This is a genomic window from Aureimonas ureilytica DSM 18598 = NBRC 106430, from assembly GCF_000382705.1.
Taxonomy (GTDB): domain Bacteria; phylum Pseudomonadota; class Alphaproteobacteria; order Rhizobiales; family Rhizobiaceae; genus Aureimonas; species Aureimonas ureilytica.
On the sequence record NZ_ARQE01000001.1, the window covers coordinates 593,684 to 617,570 of the forward strand.

The 23,887-nt window shown below is 67.4% G+C and carries 25 protein-coding genes; 9 read left to right on the top strand and 16 right to left on the bottom strand.

The window, feature by feature from the left end:
• Positions 1-26: 26 nt before the first annotated feature.
• From rpmA to B146_RS0102870, 5 genes are all read right to left on the bottom strand, one after another.
• Complete coding sequence (gene rpmA, locus B146_RS0102850; RefSeq protein WP_019994904.1) at positions 27-296, bottom strand: 50S ribosomal protein L27; 270 nt, start codon at positions 294-296, stop codon at positions 27-29.
• A 133-nt stretch (positions 297-429) separates the two neighbouring features.
• The gene (gene rplU, locus B146_RS0102855; protein WP_019994905.1) at positions 430-801 is read right to left on the bottom strand and encodes a 50S ribosomal protein L21; all 372 of its coding nucleotides are present in this window, start codon (positions 799-801) and stop codon (positions 430-432) included.
• A gap of 193 nt (positions 802-994) precedes the next feature.
• Positions 995-2,809, bottom strand: coding sequence for a translation elongation factor 4 (lepA, locus tag B146_RS0102860; RefSeq protein ID WP_019994906.1), 1,815 nt, complete (start codon positions 2,807-2,809; stop codon positions 995-997).
• A gap of 20 nt (positions 2,810-2,829) precedes the next feature.
• Positions 2,830-3,957 carry a GGDEF domain-containing protein gene (locus tag B146_RS24830; RefSeq protein WP_019994907.1) on the bottom strand — a complete coding sequence of 376 codons (1,128 nt, stop codon included), beginning with the start codon at positions 3,955-3,957 and terminating at the stop codon, positions 2,830-2,832.
• A gap of 106 nt (positions 3,958-4,063) precedes the next feature.
• On the bottom strand, positions 4,064-5,251 hold the full coding sequence (locus B146_RS0102870; RefSeq protein WP_019994908.1) for a YeeE/YedE family protein: 1,188 nt from the start codon (positions 5,249-5,251) through the stop codon (positions 4,064-4,066).
• A gap of 335 nt (positions 5,252-5,586) precedes the next feature.
• On the opposite strand from B146_RS0102870, the gene B146_RS24835 reads away from it, so the two are divergent.
• A complete protein-coding gene (locus B146_RS24835; protein ID WP_019994909.1) occupies positions 5,587-6,798 on the top strand; it encodes a GGDEF domain-containing protein in 1,212 nt (403 codons plus the stop codon).
• A gap of 95 nt (positions 6,799-6,893) precedes the next feature.
• Here B146_RS24835 and B146_RS0102880 read toward each other — a convergent pair whose 3' ends face one another.
• The 3 genes from B146_RS0102880 to B146_RS0102890 all read right to left on the bottom strand — a co-directional run bounded on the left by B146_RS0102880 (position 6,894) and on the right by B146_RS0102890 (position 9,328).
• Complete coding sequence (locus tag B146_RS0102880) at positions 6,894-7,733, bottom strand: pseudouridine synthase (RefSeq protein WP_019994910.1); 840 nt, start codon at positions 7,731-7,733, stop codon at positions 6,894-6,896.
• 125 nt (positions 7,734-7,858) lie between these two features.
• The gene (locus tag B146_RS0102885) at positions 7,859-8,821 is read right to left on the bottom strand and encodes a CHAD domain-containing protein (RefSeq protein ID WP_019994911.1); all 963 of its coding nucleotides are present in this window, start codon (positions 8,819-8,821) and stop codon (positions 7,859-7,861) included.
• Between the two features lie 39 nt (positions 8,822-8,860).
• Positions 8,861-9,328, bottom strand: coding sequence for a CYTH domain-containing protein (locus B146_RS0102890; protein WP_019994912.1), 468 nt, complete (start codon positions 9,326-9,328; stop codon positions 8,861-8,863).
• Between the two features lie 285 nt (positions 9,329-9,613).
• Here B146_RS0102890 and B146_RS0102895 point away from each other — a divergent pair, with 285 nt between their 5' ends.
• Together B146_RS0102895 and B146_RS0102900 are read left to right on the top strand one after the other, a co-directional pair.
• A complete protein-coding gene (locus B146_RS0102895) occupies positions 9,614-10,111 on the top strand; it encodes a YciE/YciF ferroxidase family protein (protein WP_019994913.1) in 498 nt (165 codons plus the stop codon).
• A gap of 216 nt (positions 10,112-10,327) precedes the next feature.
• A complete protein-coding gene (locus B146_RS0102900; RefSeq protein ID WP_019994914.1) occupies positions 10,328-11,209 on the top strand; it encodes a manganese catalase family protein in 882 nt (293 codons plus the stop codon).
• Positions 11,210-11,247: 38 nt separating this feature from the next.
• Here the strand turns inward: B146_RS0102900 and B146_RS0102905 are convergent, their stop codons facing one another.
• The 4 genes from B146_RS0102905 to B146_RS0102920 all read right to left on the bottom strand — a co-directional run bounded on the left by B146_RS0102905 (position 11,248) and on the right by B146_RS0102920 (position 15,081).
• Positions 11,248-11,712 (bottom strand): HPr kinase/phosphorylase, encoded by a 465-nt coding sequence (locus B146_RS0102905; protein WP_019994915.1) that lies wholly within the window; start codon positions 11,710-11,712, stop codon positions 11,248-11,250.
• Positions 11,709-13,499 (bottom strand): stimulus-sensing domain-containing protein, encoded by a 1,791-nt coding sequence (locus B146_RS0102910; RefSeq protein ID WP_026358272.1) that lies wholly within the window; start codon positions 13,497-13,499, stop codon positions 11,709-11,711. The genes B146_RS0102905 and B146_RS0102910 overlap by 4 nt, the downstream gene beginning before the upstream one ends.
• 32 nt (positions 13,500-13,531) lie before the next feature.
• Entirely contained in the window at positions 13,532-14,245 is a 714-nt protein-coding gene (locus B146_RS0102915) for a response regulator transcription factor (protein WP_019994917.1), read from the bottom strand.
• Positions 14,246-14,601: 356 nt separating this feature from the next.
• A complete protein-coding gene (locus tag B146_RS0102920; RefSeq protein WP_019994918.1) occupies positions 14,602-15,081 on the bottom strand; it encodes a pyridoxamine 5'-phosphate oxidase family protein in 480 nt (159 codons plus the stop codon).
• Positions 15,082-15,385: 304 nt separating this feature from the next.
• Between B146_RS0102920 and B146_RS0102925 the strand changes: the two genes are divergently transcribed.
• The 6 genes from B146_RS0102925 (at position 15,386) to B146_RS0102950 (ending at position 19,870) form a co-directional block, all read left to right on the top strand.
• Positions 15,386-16,999: a phosphoenolpyruvate carboxykinase gene (locus B146_RS0102925; RefSeq protein ID WP_019994919.1), complete on the top strand. Its 1,614-nt coding sequence runs from the start codon at positions 15,386-15,388 to the stop codon at positions 16,997-16,999.
• A 228-nt stretch (positions 17,000-17,227) separates the two neighbouring features.
• Entirely contained in the window at positions 17,228-17,665 is a 438-nt protein-coding gene (gene arfB, locus B146_RS0102930; protein WP_019994920.1) for an alternative ribosome rescue aminoacyl-tRNA hydrolase ArfB, read from the top strand.
• Positions 17,666-17,769: 104 nt separating this feature from the next.
• On the top strand, positions 17,770-18,333 hold the full coding sequence (locus B146_RS0102935) for a fasciclin domain-containing protein (RefSeq protein WP_019994921.1): 564 nt from the start codon (positions 17,770-17,772) through the stop codon (positions 18,331-18,333).
• A gap of 130 nt (positions 18,334-18,463) precedes the next feature.
• Entirely contained in the window at positions 18,464-18,958 is a 495-nt protein-coding gene (gene msrB, locus B146_RS0102940) for a peptide-methionine (R)-S-oxide reductase MsrB (protein ID WP_019994922.1), read from the top strand.
• A gap of 169 nt (positions 18,959-19,127) precedes the next feature.
• The gene (locus B146_RS0102945; RefSeq protein ID WP_019994923.1) at positions 19,128-19,565 is read left to right on the top strand and encodes an Hsp20 family protein; all 438 of its coding nucleotides are present in this window, start codon (positions 19,128-19,130) and stop codon (positions 19,563-19,565) included.
• 44 nt (positions 19,566-19,609) lie between these two features.
• Entirely contained in the window at positions 19,610-19,870 is a 261-nt protein-coding gene (locus B146_RS0102950) for a BQ00720 family protein (RefSeq protein ID WP_026358273.1), read from the top strand.
• Positions 19,871-19,989: 119 nt separating this feature from the next.
• On the opposite strand, the gene ptsN is transcribed toward B146_RS0102950, so the two are convergent.
• The 4 genes from ptsN to lptB all read right to left on the bottom strand — a co-directional run bounded on the left by ptsN (position 19,990) and on the right by lptB (position 23,832).
• Entirely contained in the window at positions 19,990-20,448 is a 459-nt protein-coding gene (ptsN, locus tag B146_RS0102955; RefSeq protein ID WP_019994925.1) for a PTS IIA-like nitrogen regulatory protein PtsN, read from the bottom strand.
• Positions 20,449-20,586: 138 nt separating this feature from the next.
• Complete coding sequence (hpf, locus tag B146_RS0102960; protein ID WP_026358274.1) at positions 20,587-21,162, bottom strand: ribosome hibernation-promoting factor, HPF/YfiA family; 576 nt, start codon at positions 21,160-21,162, stop codon at positions 20,587-20,589.
• A 230-nt stretch (positions 21,163-21,392) separates the two neighbouring features.
• On the bottom strand, positions 21,393-22,916 hold the full coding sequence (gene rpoN / locus B146_RS0102965; protein WP_019994927.1) for an RNA polymerase factor sigma-54: 1,524 nt from the start codon (positions 22,914-22,916) through the stop codon (positions 21,393-21,395).
• A gap of 139 nt (positions 22,917-23,055) precedes the next feature.
• Complete coding sequence (lptB, locus tag B146_RS0102970; RefSeq protein WP_019994928.1) at positions 23,056-23,832, bottom strand: LPS export ABC transporter ATP-binding protein; 777 nt, start codon at positions 23,830-23,832, stop codon at positions 23,056-23,058.
• Between the last annotated feature and the right edge of the window lie 55 nt (positions 23,833-23,887).

The window sequence follows — 23,887 nt, forward strand, 5'->3', positions numbered from 1 at the left end:
GGACGCCGGCGCTCTGAAGCAACCGGTCACTCGGCGGCTTCTGCTTTCGGCATGACGGACACGTAGGTGCGGCCCTGTGCCTTCGCCTGGAAGACGACGGTGCCTTCGGACGTGGCGAAGAGCGTGTGGTCGCGACCGATGCCGACATTGGTGCCCGGGTGCCAGCGCGTGCCGCGCTGACGCACGAGGATGTTGCCGGCCAGAACGGCTTCGCCGCCGAACTTCTTCACGCCAAGGCGCTTGGACTCGGAATCGCGGCCGTTGCGGGAAGAACCGCCTGCCTTTTTATGTGCCATGGGAAGTCTCCTGAATTCGTCTGCCGCGACGGGGGATCGCCCTCAGGCGATCACGCGAACCGTCGCGTTGGGTTCAAATCTCGTGCAGGGGAGCCGCCGATGCAAGCCCGAACGGGGCTCGGCGGCACTCCGATCAAGCCTCGGCTTCGGCCGTGGCCTTCTTGGCGGCGCGGGGCTTCTTCTCGCCTTCCGAAGCGCTCGCGCCGCCCGTCAGGATCTCGGAGATGCGCACCAGGGTCAGGTCCTGGCGATGGCCGCGCGTGCGCTTGGAGTTCTGGCGACGGCGCTTCTTGAAGGAGATGACCTTCGGGCCGCGCGTCTGCTCGACGATCTCGGCGGTCACGGTGGCGCCGGCCACGAAGGGCGCGCCGATCGTGGTGCCGACCATCAGCACTTCGCTGAAGGAGATCTTGTCGCCGGCTTCGCCAGCCAGGCGCTCGATCTCGAATTCGTCGTTGGCGGCGACGCGGTACTGCTTGCCGCCGGTCTTGATCACTGCGAACATGAGTTCAACCTTTTCGGGTCCGGCTCTCGGCACGATGAAGCGCCCGGGCCGTCTTCTTTTGGTTCTTGGGATGCCCCGGCGCGACAGGCGCGCGAAGTTCGGGACGCGTGTGCCTTAACCGCGAAAGGCGGCTGCGTCAAGATTGCGCGGCCGCCCCGGAGAAAAGCGGCCGCCTTGGGAAGAGGACGGCCGATCAGCTGTCCATCTTGAGCGCGGCGATGAAGGCTTCCTGCGGAATGTCCACCTTGCCGAACTGGCGCATCCGCTTCTTGCCCTCCTTCTGCTTGTCGAGGAGCTTGCGCTTGCGCGAGGCGTCGCCGCCGTAGCACTTGGCCGTCACGTCCTTGCGAAGGGCCGAGATGGTTTCGCGCGCGATCACCTTGCCGCCGATCGCCGCCTGGATGGGGATCTTGAAGAGGTGGTTCGGGATCAGCTCCTTGAGCTTCTCGCACATGGCGCGGCCGCGCTTCTCGGCCTGCGTGCGGTGAACCAGCATCGACAGCGCGTCCACCGGCTCGGCGTTGACGAGCACCGAGAGCTTCACGAGGTCGCCCTCGCGATAATCGGCGAGCTGGTAGTCGAAGGAGGCATAGCCCTTGGAGATCGACTTCAGGCGGTCGTAGAAGTCGAACACCACTTCGTTCAGCGGCAGCTCGTAGGTGACCATGGCGCGCTTGCCGACATAGGACAGATCGACCTGGATGCCGCGCCGCTCCTGGCAGAGCGTCAGGATGTTGCCGAGATAGTCGTCCGGCGTCAGGATCGTCGCCTTGATCCAGGGCTCGTAGATCGCCTCGATCTGCATCGTATCGGGCATGTCGGCCGGATTGTGCAGCGGGATCGTCTCGCCATTGGTGAGCTTCAGATCGTAGACGACCGAAGGCGCCGTCGCGATCAGGTCGAGGTCGAACTCTCGGCTGAGGCGCTCCTGGATGATTTCCAGATGCAGGAGGCCGAGGAAGCCGCAGCGGAAGCCGAAGCCGAGCGCGGCCGAGGATTCCATCTCGAACGAGAACGAGGCGTCGTTGAGGCGCAGCTTGCCCATGGCGGCGCGCAGGTCGTCGAAGGCGGCGGCGTCGGTCGGGAAGAGGCCGCAGAAGACGACGGGCTGGGCCGGCTTGAAGCCGGGCAGCATCTCGGCCGTCTGGCGCTTGTCCTCGGTGATCGTGTCGCCGACGCGGGTGTCCGCGACTTCCTTGATCGAGGCGGTGATGAAACCGAGCTCGCCGGGGCCGAGCGAATCCATGTTGACCATCTTGGGCGTGAAGACGCCGACCCGGTCCACCGGATACTTGGCGTCCGTGCCCATCATGCGGATGGTCTGGCCCTTCTTCAGCTCGCCGTCGATGACGCGCACGAGGACGACGACGCCGAGATAGGCGTCGTACCACGAGTCCACGAGCATGGCCTTCAGCGGCGCCGAGCGGTCGCCGGTTTTCGGCGCGGGCAGGCGCTTGACGATGGCCTCCAGCACATCCTCGATGCCGAGGCCGGATTTCGCCGAGATCAGGACGGCCTCGGAGGAATCGATGCCGATCACCTCCTCGATCTGCTCCTTGACCTTGTCGGGCTCGGCGGCGGGCAGGTCGATCTTGTTGAGGACCGGCACGATCTCGAGATTGTTGTCGAGCGCGAGATAGACGTTGGCGAGCGTCTGCGCCTCGACGCCCTGCGCGGCGTCGACCACGAGAAGCGCGCCCTCGCAGGCCGAAAGCGAACGCGACACTTCATAGGCGAAGTCGACGTGTCCCGGCGTGTCGATGAGGTTCAGGACGTAGGTCTCGCCGTCCTCGGCCTTGTAGGTGAGGCGCACGGTCTGCGCCTTGATGGTGATCCCTCGCTCCTTCTCGATGTCCATATTATCGAGAACTTGCTCCTTGCCGGCCATCTCGCGCGCGTCGAGACCGCCCGTCAGCTGGATCAGCCGATCGGCGAGGGTGGATTTGCCATGGTCGATATGGGCGACGATGGAGAAGTTGCGGATGCGGGAAAGCGGCGTCTGGCTCATGACGCCCGCATATATTGAATTTACGCAAAAACCGGAAATAAATTCGCGTCGGCCTGCACGACGCGGTTTCGCCCCGCTTCCTTGGCCCGGTAGAGCGCGCCGTCCGCCGCCTCCAGCGCTTCGGGAAAGCTCATGCCGGGCGCGAATTCGGACGCGCCGATGCTGACCGTCGCGCGGATCGGCCGATCGTGCCAGAAGACCAGCTCCTCCGCGAACAGGCGGCGCAGGTCCTCGGCCAGAAGCGCGGCGCGCTCGCTCCGCGCGCCGTCCAGAATCAGCACGAATTCCTCGCCGCCGGTGCGGGCGAGACGATCGCCCGGCCCGAGAAGCCGCTGCGCCAGACGCGCGAAGCGGCGCAGCATCTCGTCGCCCGCCGCATGGCCGAATCGGTCGTTGATCGACTTGAAATGATCGAGATCGGCGGCGAGCACCATGCGCGGCCGCGCGCCCTCGTCCCTCAAATGCTGCTCCAGGCCGCTGCGGTTGAGCGCGCCGGTGAGGCCGTCGCGCAGCGCCCGGTCCTCCAGGACGCGGCGCGAGCGCTTCAAGGTGATCGCGAACAGGGAGACCACGACGACATTGGTGAGGATCTGGTCGCCCACCAGCACGATCTCCGCCCGGCCGCCCTCGCCGAGGAAGGCGCCGGCGATCGACAGGAGATAGATCGGCACATAGGCCAGAAGCCCCAGACCGCAGGCGCGCCGCGCGAGCGAGCCGCGATCCTCGCCATGGCGCAGGATGTAGAGGGCGGCGGAGACCATCGCGGCGATCAGGATGGCGAAGGCGAGAGTGGTGCCGAGCGCGGGCGACAGAACCATCGAAGACAGGAACTTGATCGGAACGCTGACGAGGGGAAGGATCAGGAGAGCGGGCTTGAACGCGCGCCGTCCGTCGAAGCTGCGCATGCCCATCGTCAGAAGCGAGACGCCGGACACGAGGCCCGAAAACAGAAGCGTGGTCAGCCAGGGGATCGAACGGGGCAGGGCGACAAAGCCGAGGACGCAGGCCGACGTCAGGAAGAGGCTCACGGCCCAGAACAGGAAATGACGCTCATGGCGCCGCCCGGCCCAGGCGCCCAGAAACATGACGCCATAGGTGCCGTTCATCAGGGCGTTGCAGACGTGGAGCGTCGTGCTGTCGAGTTGCAAGGGGGTGCCATATCGAGGAAAGGCGGCCCCCTGGGAGCCGCCTGCTTGTCCTTCTCGATTAGGTAGGGGAAGTCCCTTAAGGTTTCCCCAACGGCATGGCGCGGGCTTAACGACCGAGCGCGAAGAGGGGCCGCAGCCGGACGCCGACCATGTTGCCGGCGAAGGCGGCGACGAGCCAGAGCCAGCCATGCAGCGAGCCCGAGGCGATGCCGGAGAAATAGGCGCCGATATTGCAGCCATAGGCGATGCGCGCGCCATAACCCAGCAAGAGGCCGCCGATCACCGCCGCAAGGGCCGAGCGCAGCGGAATGCGAAGGCTCGGCGCGAAGCGGCCCGCAAGGCTCGACGCCAGCATGGCGCCGGCGACGATGCCGAAATTCATGACCGAGGTGATGTCGGCAAAGACGCTGTCCGACAGGGCGCGGGCATTGGCGGGCGTCTGCCAATAGCTCCACTGGCTCGGCTCGAACCCGAGAAGCACCGCGCCCTTGGCGCCCCAGAGCGCGAAGGCGGAGGTGATGCCCCAGGGGCGGCCGGCGAGCGCCAGCGTCACGAAGTTCAGGACCGCCAGCGCCAGCGCGCCCGCGATCACCGGCCAGGGGCCGCGCGCGAAACGGGCGAGGCCCTGCCGGGGCGCGGGGGCCTCGCGTTCGAGCGCGCCATGCCGGCGGCGTTCCACGAGGACGGTGAGCGCGGCGATCCCCGCGAAGAGGAGCAGCGACAGCGCGATGCCGCCGGCGGCACCGAAGCTCTGGACGAGCGACACGGGCTCGAGGGCCGGCAGCGACAGCCACCAGTCGAAATGAACGGTGCCGAGAACCGAGCCGATCACGAAGAACAGAAGCGTCAGCACCATGCGCGCATTGCCGCCGCCCGCCGTGAACAGCGTGCCCGAGGCGCAGCCGCCGCCCATCTGCATGCCGATGCCGAACAGGAAGGCGCCGACCACGACGCCGGTGGAAAGCGGCGCGAGCGAGCCCTTCACCGGCAGGTCGAACAAGGACCCGGAGGCGATGGCGGGGAAGAACAGGACGACGGCGAGCGCCAGCATGGCCATGTGCGCACGCAGGCCCCGGCCGCGCCCGTCCAGAATGAAGACGCGCCAGGCCGAGGTGAAGCCGAAGGACGCATGATAGAGCGTCAGCCCGAGCGCGCCGCCCAGAAGAAGAAGCGCGCCCTGGCGCGGCCCATAGGCGGCCCCGAGTGCAAGGGCGCCGAGCCCGAGCGCGGCGAGCGCGCCAAGGCCGGGAACGCCGGGGAGCGAGGCGCTCGGGCGGAAGGTTGCATCGGTCATCACGTCACTCCGGGCCGGCGGCGGACGCGGCGCGGCCGGCCTCCTCGCGAAACAGTGCGCGGAATATAAGTCTTGCGTATCATTGCCGCGAAGCATCGCCATGCGTTGTCGCGGCGGAAAGGGAATGTCTTTTTCGCGACAGAGGCGGGCCGCACAACATGGGCCTCTAGACCCATTCCGGCCTCGCCGCCTTCCCGCGAAGAACGACGCCCGGCTTTCAAGCTCTGTCCTGTCGCAGGATTTTGGGTGAAAGTTCATCGTGCCAAGATGTTTGGCCCTCTAAAGAGAATTTCACCTCTTCCGGTTACTCCTCTTTGAGAAACGGCGGAGGCCCCATGATTCAGGCGACGATTCAAAGGGTCTTCGGCCTCGGCGAGCGACCGGCCATCGGCCGATGGCTGCAATTCGCCCCGCCGCTCCAGGCACGCTACGACGCGGATCACGGGGCGGAGCGCGCGGCCGAGCTGCGTTCGGCCATCCTGCTCGGGCTCTGCTTCTACAATGTCTACAGCCTGACCGCCCTTCTCCTGATGCCCGATATCGCGGCTTTGGGGATCGGGCTGCGGCTCGGCCTTTTCACGCCTTTGATGGCCGCGCTCGCCTGGGCCGTCTGCCATTTGCCGCCCGTCTGGAACGAGCGCCTGATCTTCGGCGGCATCTTGGGCGCGCAGGGTTTTCCGGTCTGGCAGTTCTGGCTGACCGAGAGCCCGCTCGGCCTCCTGACCTTTGGCGAACTCTTTCTCTGCATCGTCTATGCCAACATGCTTCTGGCGCTGCGCTTTCGCTATGCCGCAGCCTTCAGCGCCTGCGCCCTCGCCATGACGCTCCTGGCGATCTTCCTGAAGCCGGGCCTTTCGCCGACCGTCCAGCTCGCCTTCACCGTGCAGATCGTCACCGCCGCCGCCTTCGCGCTGTGCGGCAATTATCGGGTCGAGCGGCGACGCTGCGAGGATTACGTGTCGGCGCTCGGCGCGACGCTGCTGGCGCAACAATCCGATGCGGCGCGCCGGACCTTCGAGGACCTGTCGCGCACCGACGCGCTGACCGGCCTGCCCAACCGGCGCCATCTGTCCGAGACGATCGACGCGTGGTGGTCGGCGCCCGGCGATCTGGCGCTGATGATGATCGATATCGACCATTTCAAGCCTTACAACGACAGTCTCGGCCATCCCGCCGGCGACGAATGCCTGTGCCGGGTGGCCGATGCGCTGGCCGCCGCGGCGCACGGCGGCGAGGCCTTCTGCGCCCGCTTCGGCGGCGAGGAATTCGCCGTCATCGTGAAGGTGGAGGACGAGGCGGACGCCGTCCGCTGGGCGAGGCGGCTGGTGCGCGCCGTGCAGATCGCCCGCATTCCGCATCCCGCGCGCCCCGACGGGCTGCAGATGGTGACGGTCAGCGTCGGCGCGGCGAGCGGGCGCCAGGCGGGCGTCACCTCGCCGGCCTCGCTTCTGGCCCGGGCGGACGCCGCGCTCTATGCCGCCAAGACGAAGGGGCGAAACGGGTTCGCGATCGGCGAGACCGTGGAGGACATGCGCCGAGCGAGCTGACGGCACGCGGTGTGGCGGCCGGGCGATCGCGGGCTTGGCGAGGGCCAAGTCGCTCGGCCACGGGATCGGCGCCGCTTTCGGGGAGCAGGCCGGCCCTAGCGGCCACGCTCCAGAAGCGCCCGCTCGGCCTCGCTCAACCGCCTCACCGCGCCCTTCGGCAGGTCGCCGAGCGTCAGCTCGCCGATCGCCACGCGCACGAGGCGCTGCGTTTCGGCGCCGAGCGCGGCGAGAAGCCGGCGAATGTGGCGGTTGCGGCCCTCGTCGAGCACGATCTCGGCCCAGGCGCTGCGCGTGCCCTCCCGCAGCCAGCGCGCCGAGCGCACGCCCAGCCATTCGCCGCGATCCTCGACGCCGCCCCGGATGGCGGCGAGAAGCGCCTCGTTCGCGGGCCGGTCGATCTGGACATGGTAGGTCTTGGGAACATGCGAGGCGGGGTCGAGCAGGCGCTGCGCGAAGCCCGTGTCGTTGGTGAGGAGAAGGAGGCCCTCGCTCGCCTTGTCGAGACGCCCGACCGGCGCGACATGGGGCAGGTCGAGACCTTCGAGGCAAGCGTAGATCGTCTCGCGCCCCTCGGGGTCGTCGCGCGTCGTCACGAGGCCGCGCGGCTTGTTCAGCATCAAGGTGACGGGCGCCTCCGCGCGCACCGGCTGGCCGTCCACGGCGACGCGCATGGAGGAAGGATCGGTCCGGTGCTCGGGATCGCGGATCACCCGCCCGTCGACGCTGACCCGCCCCTCGCGCACCAGCGCCTCGCCCTGCGTGCGCGAGCAATAGCCGAGCTTGGACAGAACGCGCGCCAGCCCATGCCCCGTGCGTGCGGGCTTCGACGCGGACTTGGCCGCAGACTGGCCGGCGCGCGGCGCATGCGAAGCGGGCGCGCCGGAGCGCGGCCCGGATCGGAGGGAGCCGGAACGGGGCGGCGGCGCGCGTTTCATGACGAGAAGACCGATGTCATCGCCTGTCTCGTATCGCGAAGCCGACGCGCGCGCCAGTTTCCGGCCGAACCCCAGGCGCAGGGCATACCCGCGACCTCGCTGCCATCCAGCGGAAAGGCCCCCGCTCAGCTTTCCGCGCGGCGGCGGGCGGCTTCCGGGGGCTCGGGGGGCGCGGCTTCGCTCGGCTCGTCGGCGCTCAGCGCGAGCAGCGACTGGAGGCGTTTGGCGAAGGCCTTGGGCTTTTCCTGAAGCAGGCGTTCGCAGCGGCGCACGGCGCTGGCGCGCAGCTCGCTCTGATGCCGGTCGAGAAGCGCCAGCACCACGTCGAGATCGGCCCGCGCGCCGAAGCTCTCGGGGTCGGCGGCCATCTCGGCGCGCAGAACCGAATAATCGTGGTCGCGGCCGAGTTCGTCGCCGGCCTGCTCGGCCTCCGCGCGCAAGGGGGCGAGCGCCTCGGGCCAGGCCGGCTCCAGGAGCTTCAGATGCATGGAGAGATATTTGACGCGCTTGCGCAGGTCGTGAAAGGCGGCGGCCTCGCCGCTCGCCTGGGCCAGTTCGAGATCGGCGACGGCGCGGGCGTAATTGGCGCGAAGGCTGCGGCGCAGAACCGTGTCCTGGCGCTTGGCGGGCAGGCGGAAGCTTTCCACCGCCGCGCGGCCTTCCTCGAGCGCCGCGACGGTTTCGGCCGTGTGCGAGCCTTCGGCGTCGAGCGCGGCCTGGGCCGCCTCGCGCTTCAGCTCCAAAGCCGTGCGCACCACGGCGAAGGACTCGGTGGCGACCTCGCCCTCGAAGCGCTGCTCCAGCCCGTCCAGCGCCTCGATCAGCGCGGTGCGGTCGCGCACGCCCGACAGGAGCCGGGCTGCGTCGCGGAAGCGGACATTCTCGCGCGCCGTGAAGCCGGGCGCGCCCGAGCGCACGAGCCGCAGGAGGCCGCGCAGCTTCTTCATGCGCTTGCGCGCCTCGTGGACGCCCTCGTGCCGGTCGCCCGCCTCGTCGGTCAGGTCGCGAATGGCCTTCTCGATCTGCTCGCCCGCGATGCGGCGCAGATTGGCGTCGAGGGGCGAGCGAGGATGGAAGCGGTAGGCCATGATCGTCCTGTGATCGTTGCGGTTCGTGAGGGCCGGCGGTCAGCCCGAGGGCGGGCGTCCGTGGAGCGCCATCGCGGCATTGGTGTAGCGGGCGTCCTCGCTGACCTCTTCGCCCAGCCAGTCCGGCCGCTCGAACGGATGGGCTTCGTCCGGCAATTCGATCTCGGCCAGAACCAAGGGGGCGAGATCGCCGGAAAACACGTCGACCTCGACGGTCAGCTCACTGAGCGGCACGCGAAACCGGCGCTTGGCAAGGACATGTCCGAGCCGGGCGGCTTCCATCTCGCGCGCATCTTCAAGCGGGATTTCGTATTCGTATTCGCCCCGGCTGAGGCCGACGCCGCTCTTCACGGTCAGGAGCGCCTTGGCCTCGTCCTTGATGCGAACGCGCACCGAGACGCCCTCGCGCGCCGCGAGGTAGAATTGCCGGATCTCGGTTCCCCGGTCCGCCGTCTCGCGCCAGCCATCGCCGCGCAGAAGGAACTTGCGTTCGATTTCGGTGCCCATCGACCCAGAATGGCGTATCGCGGCGCGAAGAAAAGAGGGAAGAGGCGGGAAAAGCCGGCGGCGCAAGGCGAAATCGACACGTTCGACGCGTGCGCGCCGGGATGCGTCCGCGGGACGATCGCGCAGCAGCGGGGCGCGGGGCGCCGGAAAGTCAGCCGGCTGTGCATAGCCTGCCACTCTCATTTCCGGGAACGGGCCAGGGGCGCGGCGATTGCTGAAGCGATCGTAACGACGGGCCGGCGCCGCCGCGCGGGCCCCCCTCCACCGAAAGAGGACGCGACCACCATGGCCAAGCCCAAGACCCTCGAAGACGCTTTCTACGAGACCCTCAAGGACGTGTACTACGCCGAGAAGCAGTCGGTTCGCGCGCTCAAGAAATCCGCCAAGGCAGCCCAGGCGGACGAACTGCGTCAGGCCTTCGAAGCCCATGCCGAGGAAAGCCAGGGGCAGGTGGAGCGGCTGCAGCAGGTCTTCGAGATGATCGGCCGCAGCGCCCGCGCCAAGACCTGCGAGGCCATGCAGGGCCTGACCTCCGAGATGGAGGAGGATCTGGAGGATTTCGGCCAGACCGACGCCGCCGATCAGGTGCTGATCGGATGCGCCCAGGCGATCGAGCATTACGAGATCGCGCGCTACGGCCTCCTGAAGACCTGGGCGACGAAGCTCGGCTATGACGACGCGGCCAAGCTGCTCGACGAGACGCTTCAGGAGGAAAAGGCGACCGACGAGAAGCTGACGGCGATCGCCGACCAGCTCGACTACGCGCGCCCCGAAGCCGCCTGATCCCCATGCCATGACGGTGGGGCGCTCTGGCGCCGCGAACTATGTCATAGTTTAAAACCCCGTCCGGCTCCATGCCGGGCGGGGTTTTTCGTGTCTGGCCAATAAACAAGCGACCGTTTCGTGGCTTCGTAAAAGTCGAACCGCAAAACCGGAACGCCGAGGTTAATAATTCCTTCCTTTGGGGACTTCCAAACCTGACCCGAAGGGCTGAAACCTATGTTCTATACCGATGGAAAGCTGCAGTTTCCGGTGCGCGTCGAACGTCCCAACCCGGTCTTCGCCAAGGCGCTGCAACAGGCGATCGGCGGCGTCGAGGGCGAAATTCGCGTCGCCATGCAGTATATGTTCCAGGCGTTCGGCGCGCGCGGCCCGGCCAAGTATCGCGACATGCTCCTGAACACGGCGACCGAGGAACTCGGCCATATCGAGATGCTGGCGACGGCCGTGGCGCTCAATCTCGAAAAGGCGCCGCTTTCGCTTCAGGAGGACATCTCGGCCGACACGGCGGCGGGCGCCGTCCTCAACGGCATGGACATGCGACACGTGCTGTCGGCGGGCCTCGCGGCCATGCCGGTCGACGCCAACGGCGTGCCCTTCGACATGTCCCACATCTATGCCTCCGGCAATATCGCGGCGGACATGTATTCCAATGTCTGCGCCGAATCGACCGGCCGGGCGCTCGCCGTGCGGCTTTACAACATGACGGACGATCCCGGCATGAAGGAGATGCTGGGCTTCATGATCGCGCGCGACACGATGCACCAGCAGCAATGGCTGGCCGCGCTGGAAGACATGGGCGGTGACGAGATGAACCTTCCGATCCCCAATTCCTTCCCGCAGGAGAAGGAAAACCAGAAATATTCCTACGCCTATTTCGGCCACATGGTGGACGGCTCGATCCCGCAGGGACGCTGGACCTCCGGCCCCTCGATGGACGGCAAGGGCGAGTTCACGGCCATGCAGTCCGAGCCGATGGGCGGCAAGCCTTCGCTCGCCCCGGCGCGGCCGGACGGCGGCGCGCAGTCGGCGCAGACCTCGAAATCCGGCACCGAAGGCGTGCTTGGCCGGATCGAGGGCGCGATCGAGCGCAATATCTGACGGCGGTCTCGCGAAGACAACGCGGCGGGGAAGCGGGGTCAGCCCGCTTCCCCGCCGTCTTCGTTTACGGGGGAGGCGAGAAGCGTCAGGAGGACATCCGCCCCGAAGGCCGGGTCGCGCTCGGGAAGGGCGATGCGGCGAACCGCGATCCCGGCGATCTCGGCGATGGCAGGTTCGGGCAGGCGCTCGATCTCCTCGCGGGCCGTGAGGTCCACCACGAGATCGATCCGCGCTTCGCTCGCGAAGGGCTGGCGCAGGAGGCCGACGCCGCGAATCTCGATCAGCCCGGCAATGGCCGGCGGGGGAGAGCCGAAGGCGGCGTCCCCTCGGGCTTCCACCAAAACCTGATCGTCGGCGACGAGCCGCGCCGAACAGCCGGCGCCCTCGGCGCGGCGCAGGAGCGAGACCGCGAGCGAGGACTTGCCGGCCCCCGACGCGCCCCGGATCAGGACGCCGCGCCCGTCCACCACAACCAGCGTCGCGTGGAGATTGGGCGGGCTCATTCGTCGGCCGGCAGCGAGACGGTGAAGCGCGCGCCGGCGAGCGTGCCGTCGGGTTTCAGGAGGTTCTCGGCCTCGATCGACCCGCCATGGGCTTCCACGATCTGGCGCGAGATGGAAAGGCCGAGGCCGGAATTCTGGCCGAAGCTTTCGGCGCCCGGCCGGTCGGTGTAGAAGCGCTCGAAGATGCGGTCGATCTTCTCGGCCTGGATGCCCGGCCCGTTGTCCTCGACGGTGGTCACGACGCGCCGGTTCTGCCGGCGCAGGCGCACCGTGATCGTGCCGCCGGTCTCGGGCACGAAGGAGCGGGCATTGTCGATCAGATTGGTGAAGACCTGGCTGAGGCGCAGGTCGTGCCCGGCCACGCGATAGGTCTTGCCTTGGGGCAGGGGGCCGAGCTGCAGCTCGATCTTCGTGTCGCGCCCTTCCTTCAGATGCGCCCGCGCCCCGTCCACCACCGAGCCGATCAGGGCGGCGAGATCCACCGTGCCGGCGACTTCGCGCGCAAGCTCCGCGTCGAGCCGCGAGGCGTCGGCAATGTCGGTGATGAGCCGGTCGAGCCGCTTCACGTCGTGCTGGATCACCTCCAGAAGCCGCTCGCGCGAGCGCTCGTTGCGGGCGAGCGGCAGGGTCTCGACGGCCGAACGAAGCGAGGTGAGGGGGTTCTTCAGCTCGTGGCTGACATCGGCGGCGAAGCTCTCGATTGCGTCCATCCGGGCATAGAGCGCGTTGGTCATGTCGCGGATGGCGGAGGCGAGATGGCCGACCTCGTCGGCGCGGTCGCCGAAATCGGGAATTTCCTCGCGCGCGTTGACGCCGCGCCGCACGCGGATCGCGGCCGCCGACAAGCGCCGCAAGGGGGTGGCGATGGTGGAGGCGAGAAGGATCGACAGAACCACGGTGACGAGGGCTGCGACCGCGAAGGTGCGCACGATCGCCATGCGCTCGGCCTGGACGATCTTGTCGATGTCGCCGCCCTGCGTCGACAGGAGAAGCACGCCGAGAACGGCGCGGAAGCGCTGGATCGGCACGGCGACGGAGACGATCAGCTCGCCGTTTTCGGTGGAGCGCACCACGGTGGACGGACCGCCGGTCAGCGCGCTCATGACTTCGGGATAGATCGTTCCCGAGCCGCCCGGCGTTTCCTTGTAGACCGGCAGGTCGCCATGGCCGAACAGGCGGGCGAGCTTGTTGCCCATCCATTCCAGCGTCGTCTCGTCTTCCTTCTCCACCGGCGGCAGCGCGTAGCGCAGGATCTGGCCGCGCGAATAGAGATGGCGCGAATCGAGGATGAGATTGGCGTCGCGATCGTAGAGGCGGGCCCGCGTGCGCGTCGGCGAGATCAGGCGGCGCAGGAGCGGGGCGACGCGCTCGGGATTGATCGGGAAGTCGAGCGATTCCGACAGGTCGGGATTGGGCTGGAGCGTCGAGCCCGCCTGCATCTCCAGAAGTCGCTCGGGATCGAGCGTGATGGAATTGGTCTCGACCGTCGCCGAAGACGCGATCGCGCCGGCGATGATCTCGCCTTGCGTCAGCAGGCTTTCCACCCGCGCGTCGATCAGGCCGGCACGGAACTGGTTGAGATAGAGGATGCCGGAGACGAGGACGATCAGCGCGACGAGATTGAGAAAGACGATGCGCCGCGTCAGCGAGGAGAAGATCGAATGGCCGAGCAGCCAGCGCAGCCGGATCAGGCTGCGCCGCACGAAGGGCACGCGGCGCCAGCGCGCGCGCGGGCTGCGTCGCGGGGAGGACGGCTGCGTGTCGCTGTCGGTCGAACCTGCGGACAAGTCGGCTCCCGCCTGCGTTGCGTCGCGCTCGCTCACACTTCGCGGAAGCGGTAGCCCACGCCGTAGAGCGTCTCGATCATGTCGAAGTCGTCGTCGATCGCCTTGAACTTCTTGCGCAGGCGCTTGATGTGGCTGTCGATCGTGCGGTCGTCCACATAGACCTGCTCGTCATAGGCGGCGTCCATCAGCGCGTCGCGGCTCTTCACGACGCCCGGACGCTGCGCCAGCGAATGCAGGATCAGGAACTCGGTCACGGTGAGCGTCACCGGCTGGCCCATCCAGGTGCAGGTGTGGCGCTCCTGGTCCATCACGAGCTGGCCGCGCTCCAGCGAGGATTCAGGCGACGGGCCGGTCTTGCCGCCGCCCGGCGCCGAGGCGTCGCGCGGCTGGCCGCGCCGCAGGATGGCGCGCACCCGCTCCACCAGAAGGCGCTGCGAGAAGGGTTTGCGGATATAGTCGTCGGCGCCCATCTTGAGGCCGAACAACTCGTCGATCTCCTCGTCCTTGGAGGTGAGGAAGATCACCGGCAGGTCCGACTTCTGGCGCAGGCGGCGCAGAAGCTCCATGCCGTCCATGCGGGGCATCTTGATGTCGAAGATCGCCAGATGCGGCGGATGGGCGGACAGGCCCTCCAGCGCCGACGCGCCGTCCGTGTAGGTCTCGACCCGATAGCCCTCGTTCTCGAGCGCGATCGAGACGGACGTCAGGATGTTCCGGTCGTCGTCCACCAGCGCAATCGTCGGCATGAAATCTCAACTCCATGTTCGTCATATCGACGGGAAAGCGCGCCGTCCGAACGGTTCGGCCGCGCCCGTCGCTTTGCCGCTTTTTCGAGGGCGCGCAAGCCCCCCCACCCATGACGGCAAGACGGGCGGCCGGGGCGCGACCCTCGATTCGCGTCATGCCCTTGCCTGTCAAATGTGGCGTTCGTGACACTTTTTCAAACGGTGCCGGCCGCACACCGGATTTTGAGCGCGCCCGCCGAGCCGCATCGCAGGCGAAAAGGGCGTCCCGAAAGACGACGTCACACGAAAAAGGCGATCGGCTCGCGCCGACCGCCTTCCCGGTTCAGGGGCTCCAGTTCAGCGGATGCGCGGCTCGCTCAGAGCTGCACCTTGACGTTCTCGGTCGTGTCCGGCTGGGGCTTGTCGCCGACATAGGCCTTGGCGAATTCCCAGGCCTGCTTGATCTTGTTGGAGGTCACGTCCCAGATCTCGGCCTGCGACGGCGAGACCACGAGAACGGCGACGTTGGGTCCGTCCTTGCCCTGGGGCATCCAGGCCTCGGCCTCGTCGTCCCAGATCTCGTCGATCAGCGCGCGGTCCTGCGAGACATGCGCGGTGCCCGACACGGCGACATATTCGTCGGTCTGCGTGAAGCTGCAGGCCACCTGCGAATCGGCCTCCACCTCGTCCACCTTGTGGGAGGTCGCGTCGGTCAGGAACAGGATCTGGCCGCGCTCGCGCGAGATGTAGGGCGCCATCGGACGCGAGCGCAGGCGGCCGCCGTCGCGCGTCGTCACCATGCAGGTGGAGAAGTCCTCGGCCATGTCCCAGAACTTGTCGGTCGCTTGCTCGGCCATGCGCTGTTCCTTTCCTTCGATCGCGAACCGGGCGCTTGCGCACCCTTGAACGTCTGCAACGCGGCTCGCCGGAAAAGGTGCCGGGGCCCTGGCCCGCCGGCGCGATAAAAAAACTTCGCGCCAAGGCGTCACGAAAACATGGGTTGAACCGATTTAGTCAGTCATCTCCCCGTCTTAAACCGATTAAACTACTGATTTTGCTATATTTTTATGTAGAACTCCGGTTGTCGGCGCGTCGGATCTGATTTATCTCGTTGCCGTGAAGCGGCGTTGCTTGCCGGTTCGTGACCAGGAGACGGACAGCATGGAAGAGATCGGAATCCGCAATCCCCGCATCGGGCTCGAGTCGACGGGTCTTTCGGGCCTTGCTTCCGTGCGCTGGAACCAGGGCGAGGCCGAACTGGTCGAGACCGCGGTCCGCAACGGCGAGGGCCGGCTGACCGCGCATGGCGCGCTCGTCGTCACCACCGGGCAGCACACGGGCCGCAGCCCGAAGGACAAGTTCGTCCTGCGCGACGAGAACACCGACCCGCGCGTCTGGTGGGACAACAACAAGCCGATGGACCCGGCGGCCTTCGAGCGCCTCTACGAGGACTTCAAGGCCCATGCGGCGGGCCGCGACGTGTTCGTGCAGGATCTCGTGGGCGGCGCCGACGAGGCGAACGCCATCCGCGCCCGCGTCGTCACCGAATTCGCCTGGCACTCGCTCTTCATCCGCAATCTTCTGATCCGCCCGTCGGCCGAAGAGCTCGAAAGCTTCGTGCCGGAGCTGACGATCATCGACCTGCCGTCCTTCAAGGCGGACCCCGAGCGCCATGGCTGCCGCACCGAAACGGTGATCGCCTGCGACTTCACGCGCAACATCATCCTCATCGGCGGCACGACCTATGCCGGCGAAATGAAGAAGTCGGTCTTCACCGTCCTCAACTACCGCCTGCCCGAGAAGGGCGTCATGCCCATGCACTGCTCTGCCAATATCGGCGCGAACGGTGACACGGCGGTCTTCTTCGGCCTGTCGGGCACCGGCAAGACGACGCTCTCGGCCGACCCACGCCGCACGCTGATCGGCGACGACGAGCACGGCTGGGGCGAGGACGGCGTCTTCAACTTCGAAGGCGGCTGCTACGCCAAGACGATCCGCCTGTCGGCCGAGGCGGAGCCGGAAATCTTCGCGACGACGCGCATGTTCGGCACGGTGCTGGAAAACGTCGTGCTCGACGAGAAGCGCGTTCCCGACTTCGACGACGGCTCGCTGACCGAGAACACCCGCGCCGCCTATCCGCTGCATTTCATCCCGAATGCCAGCGACACGGGCCGGGGCGCTCACCCGAAGAACATCATCATGCTGACGGCCGATGCCTTCGGCGTGATGCCGCCGATCGCCAAGCTGATCCCGGCCGAGGCCATGTACCACTTCCTGTCCGGCTACACCGCCAAGGTCGCCGGCACGGAAAAGGGCGTGACCGAGCCGGAAGCCACCTTCTCGACCTGCTTCGGCGCGCCCTTCATGCCGCGTCACCCGGCCGAATACGGCAATCTCCTGCGCGATCTCATCGCGCGGCACGAGGTCGACTGCTGGCTGGTCTCGACCGGCTGGACGGGCGGCGCCTACGGCACGGGCCGTCGCATGCCGATCAAGGTGACGCGCACGCTTCTGAACGCCGCGCTCGACGGCTCGCTGAAGAACGCCGAGTTCCGCACCGACGCCCATTTCGGCTTCCAGGTGCCTGTGGCGGTGCCGGGCGTCGACAGTGCCATTCTCGACCCGCGCTCGACCTGGAGCCATGGGGCGGCCTACGACGCGCAGGCCAGCAAGCTCGCCGACATGTTCCGCCGCAACTTCGAGAAGTTCGAGGCGCATGTGGACGAGGCGGTGCTGGGCGCCGCCCCCGCCACGCTGCCGCTCGCGGCCGAGTGAGCCTCTAGCGCACGAGACTTTCTCTGGGAGGAGAAGCGGGGCTCGCGTCCGAAAGGGCGCGGGCCCTTTTCGCTGTCGCTCTCGCGGCGGCTGGCTCCTCGGCTTGACAGGGGATCAGGCTTTGCCCGAACGAAGAGCCCGCGCGATGCTCCGCCCGGGCCTTTGTCACGGCTCGGCGCGTTCGGGACTTGGCGGCCGACTTGAGGCCTAGCGCGAGAAGGGCGCGTCATGGAACAGGAGATACGCGGGCTTCGGGTCAGCCATCGCACGATCATTCCCGAAGACGAGATCGAGGAAGTGTTCATCCGCGCGGCCGGGCCGGGCGGGCAGAACGTCAACAAGGTCTCGACCGCCGTGCAGCTTCGCTTCTTCGCCAGCGCCTCGACGGTTCTCGGCGAGGACGTGAAGGAGCGGCTTTTGAAGCTCGCCGGCCAGCGCGCCACCAAGGCGGGCGAAGTCCTCATCGAAGCCTCGCGCCACCGCACGCAGGAGCGCAACCGCGAGGATGCGCGCGAGCGTCTGGTCGCCCTGATCCGCGAGGCGCTCGTGCCGCCCGCCCCGCCGCGCAAGAAGACGCGGCCGACGCGCGGCTCCGTGGAACGCCGGCTTCAGGCCAAGAAGGGCCGCTCCGACACCAAGCGGATGCGCGGGCGCGTGTCCGATTGACGTCGATTCACCCTTTCGTGATCGCTGGCCGTGAAGCCGAACGCGTCTTGCGTCCGTACCTCCCGCGACTTCCGCTTGGGAAGCTCCACCAGAGGAAACGCGACATGCTTCACTCCCTCATTCGCTCCGCCGCGCTCGGTCTCGTGCTCGCCGGCAGCGTCGTCGGTGCCAGCCATGCTCAGTCGGGCGCGTCGGTCGAAGTCGGCGGTGCGCCGATGTATGCCAACAAGACGATCGCCGAGAACGCGCCGAACGCCTCGAATCTGACGACGCTCGTCGCCGCCGTGAAGGCCGCCGGTCTCGTCGACACGCTGAACGGCGCGGGACCCTTCACGGTCTTCGCCCCCACCAACGCCGCCTTCGAGAAGCTGCCCGCCGGCACGGTGGAAACGCTGGTGAAGCCCGAGAACAAGGCCAAGCTGACCGAAATCCTGACCTATCACGTGGTCCCGGCCAAGGCGACGTCGGAAGCCGCGATGAAGATGATCAAGGACGACGGCGGCATGCACAAGGTGAAGACCGTACAGGGCGAGGAGCTGACGCTCGCCATGAAGGGCGACAAGCTCACCGTGACCGACGCCAAGGGCAATGTGGCGACCGTCACGCAGGCCGACGTGATGCAGAAGAACGGCGTCGTCCATGTGATCGACACGGTTCTGATGCCCTGATCGCGGCCACCGGTCGCATCGAGAAAGGGCCGGGCCGCTCGGGATCGGCCCTCCCAACGCGGCGCCCCTGCTCCCATGTGAGGAGCGGGGCGCCGCACCCGTTTTTGCTCTGAGACCTCGGGAGGCCATCATGAATCGCCGCCGCTTTCTTCTTTCGGGTTCGCTCGCCGCGCTCGCGGTCGGCTCGGCCGGCGCCCTGTGGCGCGACGAGGCGGAAGCCGAGACCTTTTCCGTCACCTATAGCGAGCGCGAATGGCGCGCCCGGCTGAGCCAGGACGCCTTCGCGGTGCTGCGCCAGGAGGCGACGGAGCGGCCCTTCACCAGCCCGCTCCTCAACGTCCACGAGACCGGCCTCTTCCACTGCGCCGGCTGCGACAATTCTGTCTATTCGACCGAGGCGAAATACGATTCGGGCACGGGCTGGCCGAGCTTCTGGGAATCGGTCGCCGGCAGCGTCGGCACCAAGACCGACTACGTGCTCGTGTATCCGCGCACCGAGGTCCATTGCGCCCAGTGCGGCGGTCATCTCGGCCATGTCTTCGACGACGGCCCGCCGCCCACGGGAAAGCGCCATTGCATCAACGGCGTCGCCCTGCGCTTCGAGCCGAGCGACAAGCAGAGCTGACGCCCGCCCGTTAGCCCTCCGTCAAGCTTTCGGGTTCTTGATGGTGAGCGGAAAGGTCGCGCATTGAAGCGGGCCGCTTCCGCAACCATATTCGGTACGGATCGGCCGCGATCGCCGCGAATGTGGGGTTGCTGCCGATAAGTCGCTTGAAACAAGGGCTTGCCGAGACATGAACAGGTTCACGCCATTTTCCAGCCCGTTGCTGCTCGGCTTCGACGGGGTGGAGCGGACGCTCGAGCGGTTGGGGAAGGGCAGCGATGGCTACCCGCCCTTCAATATCGAGCGGATCGGCATCGAGGCCAAGGACGGGGCGCCGGGCGGACATGGCATCCGCATTACGCTCGCCGTGGCCGGGTTCCGACCCGAGGACCTGGAGATCACGACCGAGGAAAACCAGTTGACCATCCGGGGCTCGCAGAGCGACCGGGCGGACCGTGAATTTCTGCACCGGGGCATTGCGTCGCGCCAGTTTCAGAAGAGCTTTCTCTTCGCCGACGGGATGCGCATCCTCGGCGCCCAGTTGAAGAACGGGTTGCTGATGGTGGACTTGGTGAAGCCTGAGCCAGAGCGAGTGGTGAGGAAGATCGACATCGCCGTGGAAGAATGAAACCCGTCGAGCCGATCGCCCGTTTGTTTTCGAAGGAGATGTTCATGACCATCACGAACCACGTTTCGAACAGGCCGTCCCAGTCCGATCTCGCCGCGCTCGGCGAAGGCCATCTGGCCTATCTCCGCCGCATGTCGTCAGACGATATCCGGGCGCGCTTCCCGTCCGCGCAGTCCATCCGCCCCGGCCTGAAGCTCTGGGCGTTGTTCTCGGCCGACGGCACGCCGCTGGCGGTCTCCGACGACCGCGGCTCCATCCTGGCGAGCGCCACGGAAAACGAGCTGATGACGGTGAGCCTGCACTGACAGGCAAGACCTTCGCGCCGAAAGGCGCTTCATGAACCGACCGAAGCCGGCTCCTGAGCCGGCTTTCGTTTGTCCGGACCCTGCCGTCCGACGTTTTCTTGGAAGGGTCGCCTCGCCCCTCAAGGCGTGGGCTGGCTCTGCGTCATGACGTGATGAAGCGCGTGCGCGTCGCGCCCGGCGCGAAGGTCGGTCACGGTCTGCGGATTGCGCAGCATCCGCGCGATCTTGGACAGCGCCTTGAGGTGGTCCGCCCCGGCGGTTTCGGGCGCCACCAGCAGGAAGACGAGGTCCACCGGCTGGTCGTCCATCGCCTCGAACTCCACCGGCTTCACCAGCCGCGCGAAGACGCCGCGAATGCCGGGCAGGCCGTTCAGCTTGCCGTGCGGAATGGCGATGCCGTTGCCGATGCCCGTTGAGCCCAGGCGCTCGCGCTGGAGAATGGTCTCGAAGATGGTGCGCGCCGGAAGTCCGGTGAGCTCGCTCGCCTTTTCCGAGATGTCCTGAAGCACCTGCTTCTTGGATTGGGAGCGAAGGGCGGGAAGGATGGCGTCTTCGGCGATCAGATCGGCTAGATCCAAGATGAAAGGCCTTCCACTTCGCCCGGCCCCCCTAGAAGCCGGGAAGCCCGGCCGCGCATCGCCCGGCCGGGATCTGACAGATCGAGGCGCGGGAGGCCTCGCAAGACCTCCCGCGCCCGCTGGAGTTGCGCCCGATTATCAGGCTTTGACCCGAACTGTCGAGGGGTCGATCCAGCCGACATTCCCGTCGGGCCGGCGGTAGACGATATTGACCGTGTCATTGGCCCCGTTGCGGAAGATCACGAGCGGCCCGTCGCGGCGGTCGAGTTCCATCACCGCGCTGGCGACGCTCATCGTGCCGACGCGCAGCGAGGTCTCGGCGATCACCGCCGGCGCGAAATCCTCGGGGATCTCGTCTTCCTCGTCCGGCACCGCGCTCATGACGGTATAGGCCACTTCGCGCGAGCTGTTGGCGTTGGCCTTGTGGTCCTTCAAGCGGCGCTTGTAGCGGCGCAGACGCTTCTCGATCTTCTCCATGGCTTCGAGGAACGAGGATTCGGGATCGTGCGTGTCGGCGGTGGCCTGGAAATAGACGCCGCTGTCGAGATGCAGCGTGACGTCCGCGCAGTAGCGGGCGGAATCCTTGGAGATGACGACGGCGCCCGTGAAATTGCCGTCGAAATACTTGGCGACCTGCTCGTTCAGCCTTTCCTCGATTCGGGTGCGAAAGGCCTCTCCGACATCCATATGCCGGCCCGATACACGAACTGCCATCTGTTTCTCCTTCCTAACGTCCGGCGGCCGGTTCTCCCTTGGTGAACCGAAGCCCGCCATCTCTTCCAAGACGCTGCGCGAGCTTTGGTTCCGGCCTTACGGAACCGTCATATTCCAGCGCAAAACGAGGCCGGGCGAAAGACTTGATCTCGATGGCGAGTGGCGCGAAACTTCGCGCGCGAATGGGTGAGACAGGCCGCGCGAACAGGATGCGCGGCGCGGACCCGGCCTTACTCGGCGGCCGCCCGGCGGGCGTTGCGCTCGCGGCGGCGCTGCACGGAGGAGGGGAGCCCGAGCGCCTCGCGATATTTGGCGACCGTGCGGCGGGCAAGCTCCACCCCTTCGCCCTTCAGCCGCGCGGCGATGTCGTCGTCCGACAGAACCGAATCGGCGGTTTCCGCACCGATCATCTGGCCGATCCGCAGCTTCACGCTTTCGGCCGAATGCGCCTCGCCCCCGCCCGAGGCCGCGATCGCCACGGTGAAGAAGAATTTCATTTCCAGGGTGCCGCGCGGCGTCGCCATGAACTTGCCCGAGGTCACGCGGCTGACGGTCGATTCGTGAAGGCCGAGGGTCTCGGCGATGTCCATCAGCGTCATGGGCTTCAGCCCGGCGACGCCCTTGCTGAAGAACCCATCCTGGCGGCGCACGATCTCGCCGGCGACGTTGAGGATGGTGCGGGCGCGCTGCTCCAGCGAGCGCTGGAGCCATTGGGCCGATTGCTGGCAGGTGTTGAGAAAGCCGTCCTCGCCGGCGCGAAGGCGCGCGGCGGGAGCAAGGGTCGCCGGCGCGTGGACCCGGAGACGTGGAAAGGCCGCCGGGTTCAGCTCGGCCTGCCAGCCGGCGCCGGACGCATCCTCCCGCACCACGATGTCGGGCGTGACCGGCGTCGCCTCGTTGTCGGCAAGGCCGGAGCCGGGGCGCGGGTCGAGCGCGCGGATCTCGCGCAGCATGTCCGCGATCTCGGCCTCGCTCTCGCCCGTCAGCTTGGCGAGCGCGGCGAAGTCACGCCGCGCCAGAAGCGGCAAATGCGCGAGCACGCAGGCGATCACCGGATCGAATCGACCCTGGCGCCTGAGCTGGATCGCCAGGCACTCCGCAAGATCCCGGGCAAAGAGACCCGCCGGCTCGGCTTCCGCCTGAATGCGCAGGAGAAGCGCCTCCGCCGCCTCGCGCGCGAGGCCGAGTTCGCCGATGCGATCGTCGAGGCCCTCGTTGAGATAGCCCGCGTCCGTGAGGTCGCAGAACAAGGCCTCCGCCAGCGCGCGCTCGCTCACGTCGCGGATGATCTCGGCGATCTCACCGAGCGCATGGTCGCGCAGCGAGCGCGGCGCTTCGCCGAGGCGATCCGTGCCGTCGTCCTCGAAGCCGCCTTGCGAGACGACCAGACCCTCGCCCGAAAAGGGCAGGTCGGGCGAGGCGCGATCCTCGCCGTCGCCCGTGCGCTCCGCCGCTTCCGCAAAGACCGCCGCGTCGTCGCTGACGCCGGTGAGGGGAAGCGGATCGACGGACAGGGGGTCGGCGAGGGGGGCGTCAGCGAGGGGAGATGGGTCGAAGGCCTCGCCGCCATCGGGACCACCCGCGCCGCCCGCGCCGGGCTCCAGCTCGATCAGCGGATTGCCCTCGGCCTCGCGCTCCAGAAAGGCCTGAAGCTCGGCATGTTGGAACTGAAGAAGCCGGATGGACTGGAGCAGCTGCGGCGTCATCACCAGCGACTGGCTCTGACGCATCTGGAGGTTCACGGATAGATTCACGGTGCTCCCCTCCTGGCTCGAATCCCCGTTCGGACGCGGCGCGCGGGGCGGCGTTCAGGCCTCGTGCACGGCGTGTCGGATGGGCGTCAGGAAAATGGTCCGCAACTTGCTTGTCAAGGGGACGGAGCGGCGCGCCCGCTCAGTAGGTAAACTGCTCGCCCAGATAGATGCGGCGCACGTCGGCGTCCTCGACGATCTCCTGCGGCGCGCCGTGGGTGAGAACGGCGCCGGCATGCATGATATAGGCGCGATCGATGAGCCCCAGCGTTTCGCGCACATTGTGGTCGGTCACGAGAACGCCGATGCCGCGCCGCGTCAGGTGGCGCACGAGTTCCTGAATGTCGGCGACCGCGATCGGATCAACGCCCGCGAAAGGCTCGTCGAGCAGCATGAAGGTCGGGCGCGAGGCCAGCGCGCGGGCGATTTCGCAGCGCCGCCGCTCGCCGCCCGAGAGCGCCGTCGAGGGCTGCTTGCGCAGATGTCCGATATGGAACTCGTCGAGAAGGGCGGTCAGCTGGCGCTCGCGCTCGGCCTTGTCGGGCTCCACCATCTCCAGGACGGCGCGGATATTGTCTTCCACCGACAGGCCGCGAAAGATCGAGGCTTCCTGCGGCAGGTAGCCGATGCCGAGCCGCGCGCGGCGATACATCGGAACCTGCGTGATGTCGTGGCCGTCCAGCTCGATGCGCCCGCCATCGACAGGCACGAGGCCGGTGATCATGTAGAAGCAGGTCGTCTTGCCCGCCCCGTTCGGCCCGAGCAGGCCGACCGCCTCGCCGCGCCGCACGGCGACATCCACCGAATCCACGACGCGGCGGCCGCGATAGGTCTTGGTGATGCCGCGCGCCACCAGCGTGCCCTCGGACGGGTGACGAAGCTGGGCGGCGGAAGCGGTGGGGTCGTGGGAATCGAGCAAGCGTTGTCCGTCCTGAGACAAGAAGGCCCTTGAGACGAGAAGGGCCCTGAAACGA

What these genes read in the sequence shown, in the direction of transcription:
- B146_RS0102950 (WP_026358273.1), top strand. Translation starts at nt 19,610, where the DNA reads ATGACCATCACGAACCACGTTTCGAACAGGCCGTCCCAGTCCGATCTC.
- B146_RS0102870 (WP_019994908.1), bottom strand. Translation starts at nt 5,251, where the DNA reads ATGACCGATGCAACCTTCCGCCCGAGCGCCTCGCTCCCCGGCGTTCCC.
- msrB (WP_019994922.1), top strand. Translation starts at nt 18,464, where the DNA reads ATGAATCGCCGCCGCTTTCTTCTTTCGGGTTCGCTCGCCGCGCTCGCG.
- rpmA (WP_019994904.1), bottom strand. Translation starts at nt 296, where the DNA reads ATGGCACATAAAAAGGCAGGCGGTTCTTCCCGCAACGGCCGCGATTCC.
- B146_RS24835 (WP_019994909.1), top strand. Translation starts at nt 5,587, where the DNA reads ATGATTCAGGCGACGATTCAAAGGGTCTTCGGCCTCGGCGAGCGACCG.
- hpf (WP_026358274.1), bottom strand. Translation starts at nt 21,162, where the DNA reads ATGGCAGTTCGTGTATCGGGCCGGCATATGGATGTCGGAGAGGCCTTT.
- B146_RS0102880 (WP_019994910.1), bottom strand. Translation starts at nt 7,733, where the DNA reads ATGAAACGCGCGCCGCCGCCCCGTTCCGGCTCCCTCCGATCCGGGCCG.
- B146_RS0102905 (WP_019994915.1), bottom strand. Translation starts at nt 11,712, where the DNA reads ATGAGCCCGCCCAATCTCCACGCGACGCTGGTTGTGGTGGACGGGCGC.
- B146_RS0102915 (WP_019994917.1), bottom strand. Translation starts at nt 14,245, where the DNA reads ATGCCGACGATTGCGCTGGTGGACGACGACCGGAACATCCTGACGTCC.
- B146_RS0102885 (WP_019994911.1), bottom strand. Translation starts at nt 8,821, where the DNA reads ATGGCCTACCGCTTCCATCCTCGCTCGCCCCTCGACGCCAATCTGCGC.
- B146_RS0102945 (WP_019994923.1), top strand. Translation starts at nt 19,128, where the DNA reads ATGAACAGGTTCACGCCATTTTCCAGCCCGTTGCTGCTCGGCTTCGAC.
- B146_RS0102900 (WP_019994914.1), top strand. Translation starts at nt 10,328, where the DNA reads ATGTTCTATACCGATGGAAAGCTGCAGTTTCCGGTGCGCGTCGAACGT.
- arfB (WP_019994920.1), top strand. Translation starts at nt 17,228, where the DNA reads ATGGAACAGGAGATACGCGGGCTTCGGGTCAGCCATCGCACGATCATT.
- lepA (WP_019994906.1), bottom strand. Translation starts at nt 2,809, where the DNA reads ATGAGCCAGACGCCGCTTTCCCGCATCCGCAACTTCTCCATCGTCGCC.
- B146_RS0102890 (WP_019994912.1), bottom strand. Translation starts at nt 9,328, where the DNA reads ATGGGCACCGAAATCGAACGCAAGTTCCTTCTGCGCGGCGATGGCTGG.
- B146_RS0102925 (WP_019994919.1), top strand. Translation starts at nt 15,386, where the DNA reads ATGGAAGAGATCGGAATCCGCAATCCCCGCATCGGGCTCGAGTCGACG.
- B146_RS0102920 (WP_019994918.1), bottom strand. Translation starts at nt 15,081, where the DNA reads ATGGCCGAGCAAGCGACCGACAAGTTCTGGGACATGGCCGAGGACTTC.
- B146_RS0102895 (WP_019994913.1), top strand. Translation starts at nt 9,614, where the DNA reads ATGGCCAAGCCCAAGACCCTCGAAGACGCTTTCTACGAGACCCTCAAG.
- rplU (WP_019994905.1), bottom strand. Translation starts at nt 801, where the DNA reads ATGTTCGCAGTGATCAAGACCGGCGGCAAGCAGTACCGCGTCGCCGCC.
- B146_RS0102935 (WP_019994921.1), top strand. Translation starts at nt 17,770, where the DNA reads ATGCTTCACTCCCTCATTCGCTCCGCCGCGCTCGGTCTCGTGCTCGCC.